This is a genomic window from Pseudoalteromonas sp. 2CM37A, from assembly GCF_023161885.1.
Taxonomy (GTDB): Bacteria; Pseudomonadota; Gammaproteobacteria; order Enterobacterales; family Alteromonadaceae; genus Pseudoalteromonas; species Pseudoalteromonas atlantica.
On sequence record NZ_JALNTJ010000008.1, the window covers coordinates 20,656 to 39,379 of the forward strand.

Genomic DNA, 18,724 nt, shown 5'->3' on the forward strand with positions numbered 1-18,724 from the left:
ACCTTTCGTTGTTCAAGGTTTATACCTTTAGATAATTAGCTTTGTGCGTTTTCAAGCTCAGCTTTTATATACAAACGAACTTGCTCTTCAAGCACTGATAACGGCACAGACCCATGACGCAATACTTGATGATGAAACTCACGAATATCAAAACGTGGCCCAAGCGCTTGCTCGGCTTCTGTGCGTAAACGCTTAATAGTCAGCTCGCCAATTTTGTACGACAAAGCTTGCCCCGGCCACGAAATATAGCGGTCGGTTTCGGTTTTAACATTGTGTAATGAAAGCGCCGTGTTTTCGCTCATAAAGTTCATAGCGCGCTCTCGGCTCCAGCCGTACATGTGCATGCCTGTATCAACCACTAAACGAGCTGCACGCCACATTTCATAGGTTAAACGGCCAAATCGGCTGTATGGGTCTTGGTAAAAGCCTGCTTCTATACCTAAGTATTCAGAATAAAGCCCCCATCCTTCACCAAAAGCCGAAAGGTAGGCATCACGTCGGTAGCTTGGTAAGTTTTCAAGCTCTGCATTAAGCGATATTTGTAAATGATGACCCGGTACGGCTTCGTGTAAGGTCAGCGCCTCTAATACATACAACGGGCGCTTATCTAGCGCATATGTATTTACCCAATAATAACCCGCTTGATCGCTTCGGCTCGAGCCAACATAGCGACCGGTTGTATATTTAGGGGCTATATTTGCAGGTACAGGTGCAACGCCATAGGGCATACGTGGCAATGTATGAAATAACTTAGGCAGCTGCGCGTCCATTTTTTTAGCTATATAAGCAGCTTCTTTTAATAGCTGCTCTGGAGTGGTGGCGTAAAATTGCGGATCGGTACGTAAAAAGTGGATAAAATCGGCAAACGTGCCTTCAAAGCCTACTTCTTTAATTATTTCCTGCATTTCACTGCGGATACGCGCCACTTCAGATAACCCCAGCTGATGTATTTCATCAATGCTCATATTTGTGGTGGTGTAATACTGTGCGCGGTTTTTATAAAACGCCTTGCCATTAGGGGTTTGCGAAATACCAATCGTAGTACGTGCACCTGGCTGATATTGCGTAGTAAAAAATGTTAAATACGCTTTGTAAGAGGCTATAACATCGTTTTTTATGATGCGTTTAGCTTTTTGCTGCAACGCTTTAAAGTCGTTTTCACTTAGCCCTGCTGTGTTCGTTTTAAACGGGGAGTAAAAGTCTGACTGCGTTACATCATCCACTATGTAAGCGTTTATTGAGTCTTCATACCCAGCTAATACCGCTTGTGGTTGAGTAAGCCCCGTTTCGAGCCCCTTTTTCATCCAATGTATATTTTGCTCAAAAAAGCGCGGCACTTGTTCAAGGCGGGCTAAATACGTTTCTAACTGTTGCGGTTGCTTGTACTGCGAACTATTAATCATATAAGACAAGCTAGAATGAAACCCATACTCAGAAGTTAGCGGCATGTAGTGCGCATTAAATACATATTCATCAACACTATTTTGTACTTGCGCACGAATAATACTGAGGTTAATACTGTTTTCACTTGAAAGCTCATCGCTATCAATTGCATCTAAACGACTTAATAATGCTGTTTTTTCCTCATATTGCTGCTTTAAAAATTCGGCCGATAAATTAGGTAATAAATAGCCATCAACCCCTTCAGGCTGAGTGTAGGGATTAACACGTTTGCGGTAATCAACAATACTTTGAGCCACTTGTTCAAATTGTGTGTTTGCGTTGCGGCTTGTTAATGTACATGCGCTTAGCGTGCCAAAAAGTGATAGCACAAGCAGTGTGCGGCAAATTCGCGGGGGTAAGGAATAATTCATTTTAGTTTTACTTAACCATACAATAGATTTCACAAAACTATCGTAGGCTGAGTAAATAGCAAGACAAATGCGATTAATCTCAATAACACACGCTTAATTGGAGCGCGTAAAATAAGCTGAACCCGCCTAAATTAAGCTAAATACGTGCTCTTTGATGATAAAATCAGCTATTAGGCAGCAAAAGTAAAAAATTAAGTTCACTAATACTGGTTTTTACTTTTAAATAGCCTGCTTAACGATTATTGTAGTAAAAAAATAATAAAGCTTGGATGCATTGCCGCCTCATTGAAGAGTTATTTTAATGTGTAATTTAATGCGTACTTAGTTGGTAGTTAAAATGATGTTCCATGATTCCATGGCTGTAGCTCAAGAAAAAATGACGAATGTATGCCTGTTTTTAGAACGTCATACGCTGCCTCCCTCTCCGTTAAATTACCACGTTGCCTATACCTATATTAGTAAAGTAAATCCTCAGCTAAATAACGCCATAGACGAGGCCATTACTAATAAAGCCCAAATTGATAGTATTTTGATTGAGCAGCTCTACTTTGAGTTTTTAAACGAAGGGCATACCACGCAAGTGGCAATGATTAATAACGTAAATGGGGTTATTGATTCACTGTCGCGCAATGCGCAATCAACCGAAAAACAAATTGTTAGCTTTGCCGGCCAAGTAAGTGAGTGCATGCACACGCTTGATGAGAATAATATAGAGCAAAGCCGCCAAGCACTCGATACGTTAAACACCCAATCAGCCACGTTACTTGAGCAACACAAGCACTTCAAACACGAGCTATATAAAGCTAAAAAGTTACACGAAAAAACCCAAAAACAGCTGGCGCAATTACGTAAGCAGCACATTATTGACTCACAAACGGGGCTGTATAAACGTCATTATTTAACGCAGCAAACCCAACTATGGAGCAACCAAGACAAATCAATTTGCGCAATTGCTATTCAAATAAATAATTTAGATCATTTTGTAGATAATTACGGCGATATAATTGGCGAAGTTATTTTGAACAAAGTAGCTAAACAAGTAAAAAAATATGTCTTTCAAAGTGGTTTACCTGGGCGTACAGCAAAGGACCAATTTACCGTATTACTGCCAGATATAGACCCCGAAACCGCCAATGTTATTGCTGAAAAAGTGCGTAATGGCGTAGAAAAACTTCGTTTTGTTAGCTCAAAAAGCGGCACTAAGCTGCCTGGCATTAACTTATCTTTAGGCATAGCGCAGCAACTCAAAAATGATGACTTTAACCAGTTAGCTAAAAAAGCCTCGCAAGCGGCATTTAAAGCACGCTCACTGGGGCAAAGTAGCTTTACAGCTGGCCACTAGGTTTTACGCTAAATTACCTGATAAATCATATTCAAATTGCACCTGCAGTATACAATCAAGTACACTAGTCTTTATTGCCACGATAGAGACTAACCATGAACGAAACAGAGCAAAAGACCACGCATTTTGGCTATAAAACCGTAGCCGAAAACGATAAAGCCTCAATGGTTGCAGACGTATTTCACTCGGTTGCAGCAAAGTACGATGTAATGAACGATTTAATGTCTTTTGGTGTACATCGATTATGGAAACGTCAAACTATAGCCAGCTCAGGTGTGCGCAAAGGTCACCACGTCCTTGATTTAGCAGGCGGCACTGGTGACCTAACAGCAAAATTTAGCCAACTAGTTGGTGACACCGGCCAAGTAGTTTTAGGTGACATTAACTCTTCAATGTTAAAAGTGGGCCGCGAAAAACTGCACAACTTGGGTTTAGTCGGCAATATCGACTACGTGCAAATGAATGCCGAAATGCTGCCATTTCCAGATAACAGCTTTGATGTGATCACGATTGCCTTTGGCCTACGTAATGTAACCGATAAAGACAAAGCCCTGCGCTCTATGTACCGTATATTAAAGCCAGGTGGACGTTTACTAGTATTAGAGTTTTCCAAACCTGAGCATGAAATTTTAAGTAAAGCGTACGATTTTTACTCGTTCAATCTATTACCAACTATGGGTAAAGTAGTGGCGAACGATAGCGAGTCATACCAATACTTAGCTGAGTCGATTCGTATGCACCCAGACCAAGAAACCTTAAAAGCAATGATGGAAGAAGCAGGCTTTGAACAAACAACGTATCAAAACCTAACCGGTGGTATTGTTGCACTGCACCGTGGTTTTAAATATTAAGGCAGGCAATTATGGCGTTTGAGCAAAAAAGCGAGCATGTAATCGCAGCAAAACCCGATTCGCAGTTTTTTATGTTACCTAATTTTGTACTTTCGCTTATAGAGCGAGTGCTTAATAAGGTACTGCAACTCGACGCCACCTTAATAGATAAGCTCAGTGCCGTTAAGCACAAACCATTAAAGGTCGAAATCCGCAATTGGCAGCAGCAAATAGTATTAACCTTTGATGGTAAACTATTACACCTTTACAGTGCCAGCGATGAAGATAGCGCAGAGTGTATGATCAGCGCAGATATAGATACACTCATGGCGCTTAAAGACCCAGCCATGCTTACACAGCTCATTCGTCAAGATAAGCTAGACCTGCAAGGCGACTTAAACGTCGCTCAGGCTTACAGCGCCGCATTTTCTGGGCTAGATATAGATTGGCCTGAGCAACTATCGCACTATATTGGCGATGCGCCCGCACAACAACTTTACATACAGCTAAACGCTTTACGCAGTAAAGAGCGTAAAGCACGTCAGCAAATTAGCACCACATTAACCAGCCTATGCCAAGATGAGCTCGCTGTAACTATTCACCCTTTAGAGCTTGAACAATTTAAACAACAAAACCGAGTGTTAAAAGGGCAAGTGGCCGCTATTGAACAACGCATAAATGCATTAATCAACTCTTCTAACACCAACAGCCGCTAAGGATTTTTTGTGTCGACTGCTCGATTGTATTACATCACTAAAACATTACTTAGCTACGGATTAGATGAGTTAATACCAAAACAAAAAATACCTTGGTACGCTAAAATTGCGCGTGGTAGCTTGTTTTGGTTACGTAACCAGCACAAAAATAAGCCAGCAGGCTTGCGACTGCGCTTAGCCTTGCAAGAGCTTGGCCCTGTGTGGATTAAGTTTGGCCAAATGCTTTCTACCCGCCGAGACTTACTTCCTCACGACATTGCGTTAGAGCTTGCTTTTTTGCAAGACCAAGTCGAGCCTTTTGAGGGCGAACTTGCCCAAAAAATAATTGAAAAAGCGCTCGAAATTAGCGATATAAGCCAGTTATTTAGTGAGTTTTCGCAAACCCCATTGGCCTCAGCGTCTATTGCACAAGTGCATACTGCTAAGCTAGTTGATGCCCATAACAATACCCAAGATGTTGTTATAAAAGTGATTAGGCCAAACATAAAAACACAAATTAATGCCGACTTAGCACTTATGGAAAAGCTCGCTAAAGTACTTGCCAATGTACACAGCGAAGCAAAAAGGTTACGCCCTGTCGAGGTGGTCAAAGAGTATAAAAAAACCTTGCTAGATGAGCTCGATTTAATGCGCGAAGGCGCAAATGGCATACAACTTAAGCGTAACTTTGAAGGCTCTGATTCGTTATATATCCCGGCTGTTTATAGCGATTATAGCCGCAGTAACGTTTTGGTTATGGAGCGTATTTACGGAATTCCGGTCTCAGATACTGAGTCGTTAATTGCGCAGAATACCAATATGAAATTACTCGCTGAACGCGGTGTAGAAGTGTTTTTTACCCAAGTATTTAGAGACAGTTTCTTTCATGCTGATATGCACCCTGGCAATATATTTGTCTCTCGCGAGCACCCTGAAAACCCCATGTATATTGGTATCGACTGTGGCATTGTTGGCACATTAAACAAAGAAGATAAACGCTATCTTGCAGAAAACTTTATCGCCTTTTTTAATCGTGACTACCGCCAAGTTGCTCAGCTACATGTTGACTCGGGCTGGGTTCCGCCTGATACCAGCATAGAAGAGTTTGAATTTGCAATTCGTACCGTGTGCGAACCTATATTTAATAAGCCGCTGGCTGAGATATCGTTTGGCCATGTACTCGTTAATTTATTTAACACCGCACGCCGCTTTAACATGCAAGTACAGCCGCAGTTAGTATTATTACAAAAAACCTTATTATACGTTGAGGGCTTAGGGCGTCAGCTTTATCCTCAGCTTGATTTGTGGAAAACCGCTAAGCCATTTTTAGAAGATTGGGTAAAACAACAAGTTGGACCGTTATCAGTAATGAAACGAATGTATGCTAACTTGCCATTTTGGGCTGAAAAAATGCCAGAACTACCTGATTTAATTTATCAAAATTTAAAACGTAGTCCGCAAATACAGCATTCTCAGCCAAGTAAAGTGTCACACAAAGCGCTAGTACTTAGCCTATTTGGCAGTGCTACACTGATTGTATCGGCACTGTGTTATCTGCAGCACGACCTCATAGCGGCAGGCGTAACATTAGCAGCGTCTGCAATTAGCTTTATTGTGGCGTGGCGTAACACATAAACTAAGTGCTATTTATGCCACAGGGCGTATAATTAGTACTTAAAATAAACATTTAAGCATTTATCAGTTGGAGATAACCATGGGTTTAGGTGGCATTAGTATTTGGCAATTATTGATTGTTTTAGCGATTATCGTACTTCTTTTTGGTACTAAAAAACTACGCGGCATGGGTGGTGATTTAGGCGGTGCAGTAAAAGGGTTTAAAAAAGCCATGTCTGATGATCAAACTAAAGAGACTGAAAGCGAAAAAGCAGAGCAAATCCAAGAGTCTCAAAAAGCAGCGCCAACACAGACACAAAGCACTGAAAAAACCAAAGACGATACTAAGGTTTAAGCAATATGGGAATGTGGGAGCTCGTTGTTGTTTTTATTGTTGGCCTAGTGGTACTTGGCCCTGAGCGGTTACCGGTTGCCATTCGCACCGTAATGCGCTGGGTAAAAACCGTTAAGTCGATGGCCAACTCAGTTAAAGCAGAAGTGAGTGAAGAGCTACGCATACACGAGCTTCACGAAAACCTAAAAAAAGCAGAGCAACAAGAGCTTAAAGATTTAAGCCCTGAGCTACAACAATCGGTTGATGAACTGCAAAAAGCAGCGCAGTCGGTTACTCATAGCTATAAAAACACTTCAAGCACGTCATCTAACGAACAACTCGATGAAAAAAAGTGAAATTAATTCCCCTATTTGTGGTCAACTTATTACGTGGTATAAAAAATAATGTCTGAACAAGCTAAATCAGGGTTCGTCGCTCACTTAATTGAGCTGCGCGATCGGCTTATTAAATCACTTTTTAGTATTTTAGTGATATTTATTGGCCTAGTGTATTTTGCCAATGATATATATGAGTTTGTAGCCGCCCCTTTAGTCGCACATTTACCAAGCACTGCCACTATGATAGCTACCGATGTTACGGCACCGTTTTTTGCACCGTTTAAGCTAACGCTATTTGTTGCCTTGTTTGGCGCTATTCCGTGGATATTGCATCAAATTTGGGGATTTATAGCACCTGGCTTATACCAACACGAAAAACGCATGCTAATGCCAATTTTGGCCTCGAGTATTTTGCTATTTTATGGCGGTATCGCTTTTTGCTACTTTATAGTGCTCCCTATTATATTAGGCTTTTTTACTAGTGTAGGGCCGCAAATGATGACCCTAGCACCGGATATTAGTAGCTATTTAGGATTTGTACTTAAGCTATTTTTTGCATTTGGTGTGGCGTTTGAAATACCCGTAGCCATAATGTTGCTATGTTGGAGTGGCGCTACAACCACGCAGAGTTTAAAGCAAAAACGCCCTTATATTGTGGTTGGTGTATTTGTTGTGGCGATGTTTTTAACACCGCCCGATGTGTTATCACAAACACTATTAGCACTTCCTATGCTGCTTTTATTTGAGCTAGGGTTAATTTTAGCGAAATTTTATAGCGCTAAAGAACAACAGGAATCTGAGGAATAAAATGAAAAAACAACTACTCTCACTACTGGTTTTACTAAGCGCACCGACGTTTGCAGCGCAAGAAATTAACGTGCAAGCTTTGCAAGCATGTAGCTTTATTGAAAACGACTTTAACCGTTTACTATGTTATGACAACACAGTGGCAGGTAAACCGCTTACTAAACCTAGTGAGAAAAAAACCCTTACCCCACCAAAAGCCGTAACCAATGTATCGCCAAACGTAAGTGCACCTGTTGCAGCTGTTTCTAAAGCGGCGCCTGCTGCTAAAGCAGATGATTTTGGCCTTGAGCATAAAGAGATCACTAAAGATAAAGACGAAAATATCACAGCATTAGTATCATCAGTTAGAAAAGCCCCTTATGGCGAGCTCATTATTACCCTTGATAACGACCAGCAATGGCGTCAAATTGGCTCTGACAGTCTCAAATTAAAAGAGTCAGACACAGTAGTTATTAGCCGCGGTGTATTTAATTCTTTCTTACTTCGTAAAGATGGTCAAAACCGCTCAATCCGTGTGAAGCGCACTCAGTAATGACCTACACGTTAGTTGATGCCGGCGTTAATTTAACCAATCACCAGTTTGAAGGTGAGCATCAGGCCATTATTGCCCGCGCAAATGCCGCGGGCGTGCAAGCTATGCTACTAATTGGCTGCGATGTGCCTAGTAGCGAACAATCGCTTACATTAGCAAAACAATATAATCAGTTTTCTACTGCTGGTGTGCATCCACATGACGCTAAAGATGCCACCGATGAACTTGAAACCACTTTAACGCAGCTTGCTAGTAACGATTGCGTTGTGGCCATTGGTGAGTGTGGGCTTGATTATAATCGCGATTTTTCTCCTCGCGATATTCAGCGCAGCGTATTAAAACGCCAGTTAGCGTTAGCTGAAAAACTAAACCTACCTGTTTATTTACACGAACGTGACGCAAGCGAAGATATGCTAAATATTTTGGCTAACTATAACGTACGTGGCGTGCTGCATTGCTTTACAGGCAATGCCCAAGCACTTAAAGATTATTTAGAATTAGGCCTTTATATTGGCATTACTGGGTGGGTGTGTGACGAGCGCCGCGGTAAAGCATTGCAACAATTGGTGCCAAGTATCCCGCTTGAGCGGTTATTAATAGAAACCGATGCGCCTTTTTTAATTCCACGCACAATAACCCCTAAACCAAAATCACGTAAAAATGAGCCCGCCTATCTTAGCTATGTGTGTGAAACACTCGCTAAGCTTTATAACGTTGAACCAAGTACTATTGCCACCCATAGTACGGCTAACTTTTATAGCTTATTTGATATAGCAGGTCGCTAATGACAAGCCCAAAGGCGCTATTTAGCCTATTTATGCTCCTTTGTTCATTTTGCAGTGTTGCAAACCCCGTAATTTCTGAAAATTTTAAATCAATAAAAATAGACACCCTGAGCTATTCGTTTACGCCCACCACAGCAAACAATGCCTACCATGAGGTTAACGACTGGCAAACAGTAAGTGATAAGCCATTAAATTTAGGGTTTGAACAACGCCCTGTATGGGTCAAGTTTACAGTTAAAAATACCTTAAATAACAATATAAGCCCTATTTTATCGCTTGATAACCCGCTGTTAAATGAAGCGCAAATTTTTCATTTTTATAATTCAGCACTGCTCTCACACATGCAAACTGGCGATAACTTTAAGCTCTCATCACGGCTAATAAAAAGTGAATCTTTATTAGCAACCTTGAGGCTGCCGGCAAATAGTATTAGCACCGTAATAATGAAGGTTAACAACAGTGCTGGGCTACGCATCCCGCTGACTTTATGGCAACCAGATGCCTACCTAGCGCATAAAGGTAAACTTAATTTAATTTATGGCTTACTCATTGGTTTTTTATTTTCATTGGCCATAAGTTGCTTGGTTTTGTATGGGTTTTCGCGCAAGTTGTATTTTGCTTATGCAGGCATTATTTCGCTGACCTTAGGTGTGCTACTGGCTTATTTATGCGGTTTTGGCGCTCGTTATTTTCATCCAAATTCGCCTTCATTACAGCAAGTAATGATACCTGTTTTACTAATGCTCACTACGCTTGCTTTTGTGCCGCTACAAAAACAACTGTGCCAACCTAAAGCCTCTAAACTACTAAAATGGCAAACCATTGTTGCTAATATTTACGCAATTAGCCTGCTGTTTATGTGGGCTTTACCTAGCACAGTGTTTACCCCATTTAGCTTACTGGCGAGCCCGATTGTTATTATTTATTGCTTGGTAAGCGCCTACATCTGCCAGCAAAACGCGCCTTCAAAACCAATTCAAGCACTGCTAATTGCACTCATGCTATTTTTACTTGTTATGGTGTACCTTATTATTGCTGTATTTGGCTTATATCCTTTAGGTAGAAGTAGCTTAGCTTTTGTTTTTATATGCTTTTTTGGTAGTACATTTTGCCTATGTTATGGCGTTATGAAGCGCTTTATTTTAGAGCGTGATGAACAAGTTATTGCTCAACAAACCTTGATTGCTGAAAATGCAGCCCAAGATACACTATTAAATGAGCGACTCGCGCTGCAAGCCCAAACACAAAAAGAATTAGAGTCGTTAGTTGATGAGCGCACCTTTGAGCTACAAGTCACTTTGCGCGAACTAGAGGATAAAAACCGCGAGCTTGAGCTACTTAATATGGAAGACGCGCTGAGTGGCGTTAAAAATCGTCGCTTTTTTGATAAAAAACTAGTGATGGAACTGCGTCGCTCTCGGCGTGAACAAACGCCTTTGAGTATGATTATGCTCGATATAGACCGATTTAAGCGCGTAAATGATAACTACGGGCACTTAACCGGCGACCAAGTAATACGCGCTGTAGCCGACATTATAAAACAGCATTTAAAACGCCCGTTGGATGAAGTGGCTCGCTACGGCGGCGAAGAGTTTGTTGTTTTGCTACCTAACACCCCAAAAGAGGGGGCTGTTGATATTGCTGAAAAAATTCGCCAAGCCGTAGAGAGTAATACCGTAAACGTAGCCGGAACATCCGTAAAAGTAACCATTAGTGCTGGCGTAAACAGCGCTGTAGTAAACGATATTAGTAACCCTGAGCTATTTACAGACGACGCAGATAAAGCGCTCTATTTCGCTAAACAACACGGCCGAAATCAAGTAATTAGTTTTCCAATTCCACAGTAGGAGCTTAGTAACATGGCCCAATCAGGACTCGACCTTTTCCCATATACCCGCATGCGTAGAATGCGCCGCAGTGATTTTTCTCGCCGTCTTATGGCCGAAAACCAACTATCGGTGAACGATTTAATTTTTCCGGTATTTGTGCTTGAAGGTAAAAACCGCCGCGAAGCAATTGAATCAATGCCAGGAATTGAGCGTTTATCAATTGATTTATTGCTTGAAGAAGCTAAAGAGCTTGTAGATTTAGGTGTACCTGCCGTCGCTATTTTTCCGGTAACCCCTGCTGACAAAAAGTCTTTGATGGCCGAAGAAGCCTACAGTGAAGATGGCTTAGCACAACGCACAGTTCGTGCTTTAAAAGAAGCTTTTCCTGAGCTTGGGGTTATTACCGATGTAGCCCTTGACCCATTTACTACTCATGGCCAAGACGGCATTATTGATGATGAAGGTTATGTAATTAATGACATAACCACTGAAATTCTTGTTAAGCAGGCGCTTTCGCACGCCGAGGCAGGTGCCGATGTTGTTGCACCCTCTGACATGATGGATGGCCGTATTGGTGCTATTCGCGAAGCACTTGAAGCAGATGGACATATTCACACACGCATAATGGCTTACTCAGCTAAATATGCCTCTAGCTATTACGGGCCGTTTAGAGACGCTGTAGGCTCTGCAGGTAACTTGAAAGGGGCCGACAAAAAAACGTATCAAATGGATCCTGCCAACTCTGATGAGGCAATTCGTGAAGTGGCACTTGATTTACAAGAAGGCGCCGACATGGTGATGGTGAAACCCGGTATGCCGTACCTTGATATTGTTCGTCGTGTTAAAGATGAATTTGGTGTACCTACTTTCGCATATCAGGTCAGTGGCGAATATGCAATGCACAAAGCGGCAATCGATAACGGCTGGTTGAGTGAAGAGGCCACAATTATGGAATCTTTACTGGCATTTAAACGCGCCGGAGCGGATGGTATTTTAACGTATTTTGCCAAGCAGGCCGCGCAATGGCTGCAAAATAAGTAAACATGTTATCAAAGGCGGTACGCCGCCTTAATTTTTTTACAATCATTAACATATTTGTATTCTTTTTGTCATTTAGATTGCCTAAACTGGTGTCCCATTTTGGGATTTAAATACACGGGAATAATAAAAAATGTTAAAAACGAAAATAACGCCACTGGCGCTTGTATTAGCAAGCCTCAGTGCACCAGCCTCCGCCGATCTAATCATTTCTGAATACATCGAAGGCAGCAGCAACAATAAAGCGATTGAGCTTTATAACAATGCTGATACAGAGCTTTCTCTTGAAGGTTATACTTTAGGACTTTATTCAAATGGTAGTAGTTCGGTAGGTAACTCAATTGATTTATCAGGCACATTGGCTGCCAATACCACCTATATAATTTCAAACCCTAGTGCTGACGCTGCCATTCTTGATATTGCAGATGAAACCAGCACAGTAACTTACTACAACGGTGACGATGCCCTTGTTTTAACTAAAGATGGTGTGGTGGTTGATAGCTTTGGCCAAGTGGGTGTTGATCCTGGCTCTTTTTGGTCTGATGATACCGTACAAACTCAAAATAAAACCTTACGAAGAAAAAATAGCATCACAACGGGTCGAACTGACTCAACTGCAACTTTTAATCCTAGCGATGAATGGGAACAGTTTGATATTGACACCTTTGACGGCTTAGGCTCGCATGCTGGCGATGGTGGTACGGCTCCTGCGCCAGACCCTGAGCCAGAACCATTAGAACCGCTTGTATGTGGCGCAGATAAAACGCTAATTAGCGCTGTGCAAGGTTCTGGTGAAGCAAGCCCGTTAGTAGATACCCTTGTTGAAATTGAAGGTATTGTCTCTGCCGATTTTCAAGGTGAAGATGGCTTAGGTGGTTTCTTTGTGACCTCGCTTGCTGCAGATGTAGATAACGACCCAATGACCTCTGAAGGTCTATTTGTATACTTTACTGATACCGATGTAAATGTAGGTGACCACGTGCGCGTACAGGGCACAGTTGATGAATACTATGATTCAACACAACTTGCAGATGTAACACAAATTGCAGTATGTGGTACTGACGAAGTGGCCTCTGCAACCTCAATAAGCTTACCTTTAGAGAGCCAAGCTGACCTAGAAGCTTATGAAGGTATGCTAGTAAGCCTAGACCAAACACTTGTAGTTACTAACAACTACGGCTTAGGTCGCTATGGTGAAGTAGAACTAGCCACTGAGCGTTTATACCAAGGCACTCAAGTTGCATTGCCAGGTGATGCAGCCAATGCTGTTGAAGCGGCTAACTTGACTAAAAAAATCTTATTAGATGATGGCTCTACAGCTCAAAACTCAGATCCAACGGCTTACCCAGCGCCAGGCCTATCGGCAGAAAATACTCTACGTACCGGCGATACAGTAAATGCGGTAACAGGGGTAGTTACATACAGCTTTAGCACGTATCGCATTCACCCAACAGTTACACCACAATTTATAGCAACTAATGCGCGTGAAGATGCGCCTGAGCAAAGTGAAGAAGCCGATTTACGAATCGCCAGCTTTAACGTACTTAACTACTTTAACGGTGATGGCCAAGGCGGTGGTTTCCCTACTAGCCGTGGTGCAGATTCAGAAGAAGAGTTTGTACGTCAAGAAGCAAAACTTGTAAGCGCTATTAGTGCAATGCAAGCTGATGTTGTTGGCTTAATGGAAATTGAAAATGATGGCTTTGGTGAGTTCAGTGCTATAGCAAGTTTAGTAAATGCATTAAACGATGCTGACAGCGCTAACAACTACGCGTTTGTAGATTTTAACGTAGCCCAAATTGGTACCGACGAAATCACCACAGCCCTTATTTACCGCGCAGATAAAGTAGAAGAAGTAGGCACAGCCGCTATTACTACTGATTACCCGTTTGATTACAGCAACCGTGCCCCAATTGCACAAAGCTTTAAGTCACTTTCAACAGATGAAGTATTTACTGTTTCTGTAGCCCACCTTAAATCTAAAGGGAGCTGTGGTGATGATAACAACGACGACCTAGGTGATGGCCAAGGCTGTTGGAATGAAATTCGTACCGAAGCTGCTGATGCGTTTACTGATTGGTTAGACAACAAACCTACTGGCGTAGATGACGAAGATATCATTCTTGTTGGTGATATGAACGCTTATGCAATGGAAGATCCAATCCGTAAGTTTGATGAAAAAGGCTATAAAAACGTAGTCGCAGAGCTTGATGGCGATACATTAAGCTACTCTTATAGCTTCTCTGGTCGTGCAGGTAGCCTTGACCATGCTTTAGCAACCGAGTCTTTACTAAGCAAAGTTGTTGCAGCAAATGATTGGCATATCAATGCTGATGAGCCTATCGTGCTTGATTACAACCTAGAGTATAAAAGCGAAGGTCATCAATCTACGCTATACGCAGAAGGGCCATACCGTGCATCTGATCACGACCCAGTTATTGTTGATATAAAATCTGAAGTAGTACTTACCCCTGAAGAGCAAACACCGGTAATTGCACCTGATCAAATATTCACAGTAGATGAAAACAGCGCTGTAGGCACTGTGATTGGCACACTTGATTTTAGTGACCCTAACGCTGATGTATCACCTGTGGTTAAATTTATCGTATCAGGTAACGATTCTGTATCAATTAACGAGCAAGGTCAGTTAATTGTTGCAAGCGAAGTAGACTACGAGTTTGAAAATCGTATTACCCTTACAGTACAAGCAGAGGATAGTGTAGGTAACGTATCTGAAGCACAAACGGTTGTAGTAAGAGTAAACAACCTACGGGGTGATGACGATAACGACTCAGGCTCATTGCTTTGGTTATCTCTTTTATTAGCACCACTTTCATTAGTGCGCAGATTTAAGAAAAAATAACGAGTGATTTGTTTTAAAGCCGCATTTTGCGGCTTTTTTTATGCTTATAAAAATGTAATTCAGACAAGCTTCAGTAAACAACCCTTAATATCTTCCATACCGTTTATTAACTATTAATAGAATTAGCCGCGCAACAAATACATTAAATGAGTATTTTTTACACATAAGCCGTAGTTAAAACCCTTTTTAATAAATTTAACTGTTGAAATGTAAACACTTTATTTACGGATTAAAAGTTGCACTATAAGTTCGTCACCCTTGTGTAGTAGTTAAGTAACAAACCCTAAGCGTAAAAATAAGTCGTGTTTTTATAAAGGAATGGAAATGAAACAATTAACCCAAACACCTCCTACTTGGCAGAAAAAAGCAACGCCATTATTGGGTCTACTTTTTATTTTTTCTGGCTGGGGCTATAGCACGCAGGCAATAGCAGCAAGTGTTGATGCAGCAATTCCGCAAGAAAGCCTATTTGAAGTAATAAGCGCCCGCGCTAAAAAACTAGCCGAACAAGAATATGCACCTCCAAAAAATATAGAGCTAGAAGCATTAAATAACATTGATTACCAAGATTACCGCTCAATTCGATTTAAGCAGGATAAATCAGTGTGGAAAGATGAAGGCCTGTATGAGCTACAACTCTTTCACCCTGGTTTTTTATATAAAACACCGGTAACAATTAATACCGTAGAAGGCGACTCAAAACGTAATCGCCTACCTTTTAGTACCGATTTTTATCAATACGATGGCACAGCCGCCCCTTTAAAAGACGAAATAGCAAAAAGCGTAGCCGGCACACAACTAGGCCATGCAGGCTTTCGCTTACATTACCCAATTAACACAAACGGATACAAAGATGAGGTAATGGTGTTTCAAGGGGCCTCTTATTTTAGAGTTGTTGGTCCTAATCAAGTATATGGTTTATCAGCACGCGGATTAGCAATCGATACCGCCGAAACATCGGGTGAAGAGTTCCCTATGTTTAAAGAGTTTTGGCTTGTTAAGCCCCAGGCTGAGCAAACTAACATCACTATTTTTGCATTGCTTGATAGCCCTTCGGTATCTGGTGCTTACAAATTTGATATTGACCCAACAACCAGCATGTTAGTTGATGTTGATATGCAAATTTTTGCCCGTAAAGATATTAAAAAGCTAGGCGTAGCCCCTTTAACAAGTATGTTTTACCACGGTGAAAACAGCACTAAGTTTTTTGATGACTACCGCCCAGAAGTGCACGACTCAGACGGCTTGTTAACACAGTCAGCTGATAACAAATGGGTATGGCGCCCGCTTAACAACCCAACACAGTTAAGCGTTACGTCGTTTTCATACACCAACCCTAAGGGGTTTGGTTTAGCACAGCGTGACCGTGACTTTAACAATTACTTAGATACTGAAGCGCACTACCACGACCGTCCAAGCCTGTGGATAGAGCCAAAAGGTGAATGGGGAAATGGCCGAGTTGAGCTAGTAGAAATACCAACAGATACAGAAACGAACGACAATATAGTGAGTTACTGGGTGCCTGAAAAGCCAATGAAAGCTGGTGATTCATTAAAGCTAAGCTACAAAATGAGCACCTTTAACGCCCATTTAACTCAACACCAAAAGGCGCGTGTAACACGCACACGTATAGGTAGCGCAGCGCTGCCAGGTGAAGATAACCCACCACCGCAAAGTCATCGCCAGTTTACCGTTGACTTTGCAGGCCCCGATTTAAACAACCTGTCTGAAAAGCTAACTCTTGAAGCCGACATTCAGCTTACAACAGGTGAAGTAAGGGATGTAACAGTGCAAAAACTTCCTAAATCTCTAGGTTGGCGAGTAGCGTTTAAAATTGCACCACAGGACGATCAACCCGTAGATATGCGTTTATCGTTAAAACTTCGTGATAAAGAAATTAGTGAGGTATGGAGCTATGTTTGGTACCCAAATGACATCAAGTAATAAAGGAAAGGGCACACCAATGCCATTCAAAACACTGCGCGTATGGTTGTTTGCTATTGCTGCACTCACTGTTTCAGGGTACGGCATCTCCATTATGTTTGAAATTTTAAGCTCAAACGGAATGACCTTGCTTGAATACGCGCTATTGGTTTTATTTTCAATAACCTTTGCATGGATTGTTACGGCATTTTGTAGCGGCACGATAGGATTTGTACTGCAATTATTTCGTATTGACCCGCTCACCCTAAGACGCATTAAGCCTATTGAGTTTGATAATGCCGCGCTTGCACAGCAAAAAACCGCGGTAGTTATGCCTATTTATAACGAAGACACACACCGTGTTATTGCCGGCTTTGAAGTGAGCTTACAATCGCTAAAAGAGACTGGGCAACTTGCCAGTTTTGACTTTTATTTACTTAGCGACACGCAAGACCCTGAAATAGCACAAAACGAGCTAAGCGCGTGGCATGCTTTATGTGAGCGTTTAGGCGATACTGCAAAACAGGTTTTCTATCGTCGTCGCAAAGATAATAAACACCGTAAAGTAGGTAACTTAACCGACTTTTGCGAGCGCTGGGGCAGCCAATACGATCACATGATTGTACTTGATGCCGACAGCGTAATGACGGGTAAATGTATGCTAGAGCTGACCACAAGCATGATCAACAACCCGCAAGCTGGCTTAATTCAAACTATCCCTATTCCAGTTCGTCAAGACACCTACTTTGGTCGTTTTTTACAATTTGCCTCTGTGCTTTACAGCCCAATGCTGGCAACGGGGTCTGCTTTTTGGCAAACCGACAAAGCTAATTATTGGGGCCACAATGCCATTATTCGTGTTGAAGCATTTATTAACTATTGTGGTTTACCTACGCTTGAAGGCAATGCCCCCTTTGGTGGCGAAATTTTAAGTCATGACTTTGTAGAAGCTTCACTACTGCACAGTGCAGGCTGGGATGTTTTATTACTTAGCGATATTGAAGGAAGCTACGAAGAAGTACCAAGTAACATTTTAGATTATGCCATACGCGACAGACGTTGGGTGCAAGGTAACATTCAGCATCTTGGTTTATTAGGCTCGTCTAAATTAAAGTTAATGAGTAAGTTTCACTTTTTATTAGGCGCAACCGCTTATATTTCATCGCTTATTTGGTTATCTATGCTGGCACTAAGCACCATAGATGCGGTAACACGTGCATTAAATAGCGATGTGTACTTTAATCGGGTTTATCAGTTATTCCCAACGTGGCAAATAGCTAAAACAGACCTAATTGATTCACTACTTTATTTAACCATTATTATATTATTGGTGCCTAAATTAATGGGTGTAATTGTCACTTTAGTGCACAGAAATAAGCGCTTTGGCGGCTCGTTTAAATTAATATTAGGCTCAATAATAGAGACTGTATTTGCCATTATTGTGGCACCACTTATGATGGTGTTTCATGCTTACTTTGTAGTGTGTGTATTTTTGGGTAAAAAAGTTAAGTGGGATGCACAACCGCGCGAAGGCCGCATGGTACCGTGGAAAGAAGCGTTTAATTACACACTATTTTCTACCTTGGTTGCCATAGTATGGGGTGCTACAGCCTATTACTTTACGCCAGTGTTCTTTTGGTGGTTATCGCCTATATTACTTGGTCTATTACTTGGAGCGCCAATAATACGCTACACCAGTAGCATTAAGTTAGGTGTGCAGCTGCGTAAAATGGGAATATTTATTTGCCCTAGCGAAGTTGATAACGACCCTATGCTAAATAACCTTAAAGTGCATTTAAAAGAGATTTCGGTACCAGAGCCTGGGCAATACCCTAAAACGGTGCCAACCCTGCCACAAGAGCATTTAGTGGTTATGCCAATACAAAGCTTTAATAAGCCTCGCTTGCCAAAGATGAAAGCGCTAAGAGCTAAAGCCATTAAGAAGTTTAATTAGCGCAATGGGCACGCACTAAATACAAA

15 protein-coding genes are annotated in these 18,724 nt (G+C 41.7%); 14 read left to right on the plus strand and 1 reads right to left on the minus strand.

Features of this window, described 5'->3' with window-relative positions:
• Positions 1–35: 35 nt before the first annotated feature.
• Positions 36–1,814, minus strand: coding sequence for a DUF885 domain-containing protein (locus tag MTF68_RS15820; protein ID WP_248463025.1), 1,779 nt, complete (start codon positions 1,812–1,814; stop codon positions 36–38).
• 355 nt (positions 1,815–2,169) lie between these two features.
• Here MTF68_RS15820 and MTF68_RS15825 point away from each other — a divergent pair, with 355 nt between their 5' ends.
• The 14 genes from MTF68_RS15825 to mdoH all read left to right on the plus strand — a co-directional run bounded on the left by MTF68_RS15825 (position 2,170) and on the right by mdoH (position 18,698).
• Complete coding sequence (locus tag MTF68_RS15825; RefSeq protein WP_121638144.1) at positions 2,170–3,156, plus strand: diguanylate cyclase; 987 nt, start codon at positions 2,170–2,172, stop codon at positions 3,154–3,156.
• Between the two features lie 95 nt (positions 3,157–3,251).
• Complete coding sequence (gene ubiE, locus MTF68_RS15830; RefSeq protein WP_004587478.1) at positions 3,252–4,007, plus strand: bifunctional demethylmenaquinone methyltransferase/2-methoxy-6-polyprenyl-1,4-benzoquinol methylase UbiE; 756 nt, start codon at positions 3,252–3,254, stop codon at positions 4,005–4,007.
• A gap of 11 nt (positions 4,008–4,018) precedes the next feature.
• The gene (locus tag MTF68_RS15835; protein WP_121638145.1) at positions 4,019–4,702 is read left to right on the plus strand and encodes an SCP2 sterol-binding domain-containing protein; all 684 of its coding nucleotides are present in this window, start codon (positions 4,019–4,021) and stop codon (positions 4,700–4,702) included.
• 9 nt (positions 4,703–4,711) lie between these two features.
• A complete protein-coding gene (gene ubiB, locus MTF68_RS15840) occupies positions 4,712–6,316 on the plus strand; it encodes a ubiquinone biosynthesis regulatory protein kinase UbiB (protein ID WP_248463026.1) in 1,605 nt (534 codons plus the stop codon).
• A 79-nt stretch (positions 6,317–6,395) separates the two neighbouring features.
• The gene (gene tatA / locus MTF68_RS15845) at positions 6,396–6,650 is read left to right on the plus strand and encodes a Sec-independent protein translocase subunit TatA (protein WP_004587475.1); all 255 of its coding nucleotides are present in this window, start codon (positions 6,396–6,398) and stop codon (positions 6,648–6,650) included.
• A gap of 11 nt (positions 6,651–6,661) precedes the next feature.
• Complete coding sequence (gene tatB, locus MTF68_RS15850) at positions 6,662–6,985, plus strand: Sec-independent protein translocase protein TatB (RefSeq protein WP_232423994.1); 324 nt, start codon at positions 6,662–6,664, stop codon at positions 6,983–6,985.
• A 48-nt stretch (positions 6,986–7,033) separates the two neighbouring features.
• Positions 7,034–7,774, plus strand: coding sequence for a twin-arginine translocase subunit TatC (gene tatC, locus MTF68_RS15855; RefSeq protein WP_004587473.1), 741 nt, complete (start codon positions 7,034–7,036; stop codon positions 7,772–7,774).
• 1 nt (position 7,775) lies between these two features.
• On the plus strand, positions 7,776–8,306 hold the full coding sequence (locus MTF68_RS15860) for a hypothetical protein (RefSeq protein ID WP_054983614.1): 531 nt from the start codon (positions 7,776–7,778) through the stop codon (positions 8,304–8,306).
• A complete protein-coding gene (locus MTF68_RS15865; protein ID WP_055255450.1) occupies positions 8,306–9,091 on the plus strand; it encodes a TatD family hydrolase in 786 nt (261 codons plus the stop codon). The genes MTF68_RS15860 and MTF68_RS15865 overlap by 1 nt, the downstream gene beginning before the upstream one ends.
• Complete coding sequence (locus MTF68_RS15870; RefSeq protein ID WP_248463027.1) at positions 9,091–10,938, plus strand: diguanylate cyclase; 1,848 nt, start codon at positions 9,091–9,093, stop codon at positions 10,936–10,938. Before MTF68_RS15865 ends, MTF68_RS15870 begins: the two co-directional genes overlap by 1 nt.
• Positions 10,939–10,950: 12 nt before the next feature.
• Positions 10,951–11,961 (plus strand): porphobilinogen synthase, encoded by a 1,011-nt coding sequence (gene hemB / locus MTF68_RS15875; RefSeq protein WP_029772896.1) that lies wholly within the window; start codon positions 10,951–10,953, stop codon positions 11,959–11,961.
• Between the two features lie 130 nt (positions 11,962–12,091).
• The gene (locus MTF68_RS15880; protein WP_248463028.1) at positions 12,092–14,821 is read left to right on the plus strand and encodes an ExeM/NucH family extracellular endonuclease; all 2,730 of its coding nucleotides are present in this window, start codon (positions 12,092–12,094) and stop codon (positions 14,819–14,821) included.
• 324 nt (positions 14,822–15,145) lie between these two features.
• Positions 15,146–16,765 carry a glucan biosynthesis protein G gene (locus MTF68_RS15885; protein ID WP_248463029.1) on the plus strand — a complete coding sequence of 540 codons (1,620 nt, stop codon included), beginning with the start codon at positions 15,146–15,148 and terminating at the stop codon, positions 16,763–16,765.
• On the plus strand, positions 16,737–18,698 hold the full coding sequence (gene mdoH / locus MTF68_RS15890) for a glucans biosynthesis glucosyltransferase MdoH (RefSeq protein WP_248463030.1): 1,962 nt from the start codon (positions 16,737–16,739) through the stop codon (positions 18,696–18,698). Before MTF68_RS15885 ends, mdoH begins: the two co-directional genes overlap by 29 nt.
• The last annotated feature ends 26 nt before the right edge of the window (positions 18,699–18,724 follow it).

Coding starts and splice junctions, on each gene's coding strand:
- MTF68_RS15880 (WP_248463028.1), top strand. CDS start 12,092: ATGTTAAAAACGAAAATAACGCCACTGGCGCTTGTATTAGCAAGCCTC.
- MTF68_RS15820 (WP_248463025.1), bottom strand. CDS start 1,814: ATGAATTATTCCTTACCCCCGCGAATTTGCCGCACACTGCTTGTGCTA.
- MTF68_RS15870 (WP_248463027.1), top strand. CDS start 9,091: ATGACAAGCCCAAAGGCGCTATTTAGCCTATTTATGCTCCTTTGTTCA.
- mdoH (WP_248463030.1), top strand. CDS start 16,737: ATGTTTGGTACCCAAATGACATCAAGTAATAAAGGAAAGGGCACACCA.
- tatA (WP_004587475.1), top strand. CDS start 6,396: ATGGGTTTAGGTGGCATTAGTATTTGGCAATTATTGATTGTTTTAGCG.
- tatC (WP_004587473.1), top strand. CDS start 7,034: ATGTCTGAACAAGCTAAATCAGGGTTCGTCGCTCACTTAATTGAGCTG.
- ubiE (WP_004587478.1), top strand. CDS start 3,252: ATGAACGAAACAGAGCAAAAGACCACGCATTTTGGCTATAAAACCGTA.
- MTF68_RS15825 (WP_121638144.1), top strand. CDS start 2,170: ATGGCTGTAGCTCAAGAAAAAATGACGAATGTATGCCTGTTTTTAGAA.
- MTF68_RS15865 (WP_055255450.1), top strand. CDS start 8,306: ATGACCTACACGTTAGTTGATGCCGGCGTTAATTTAACCAATCACCAG.
- tatB (WP_232423994.1), top strand. CDS start 6,662: ATGTGGGAGCTCGTTGTTGTTTTTATTGTTGGCCTAGTGGTACTTGGC.
- MTF68_RS15835 (WP_121638145.1), top strand. CDS start 4,019: ATGGCGTTTGAGCAAAAAAGCGAGCATGTAATCGCAGCAAAACCCGAT.
- hemB (WP_029772896.1), top strand. CDS start 10,951: ATGGCCCAATCAGGACTCGACCTTTTCCCATATACCCGCATGCGTAGA.
- MTF68_RS15885 (WP_248463029.1), top strand. CDS start 15,146: ATGAAACAATTAACCCAAACACCTCCTACTTGGCAGAAAAAAGCAACG.
- MTF68_RS15860 (WP_054983614.1), top strand. CDS start 7,776: ATGAAAAAACAACTACTCTCACTACTGGTTTTACTAAGCGCACCGACG.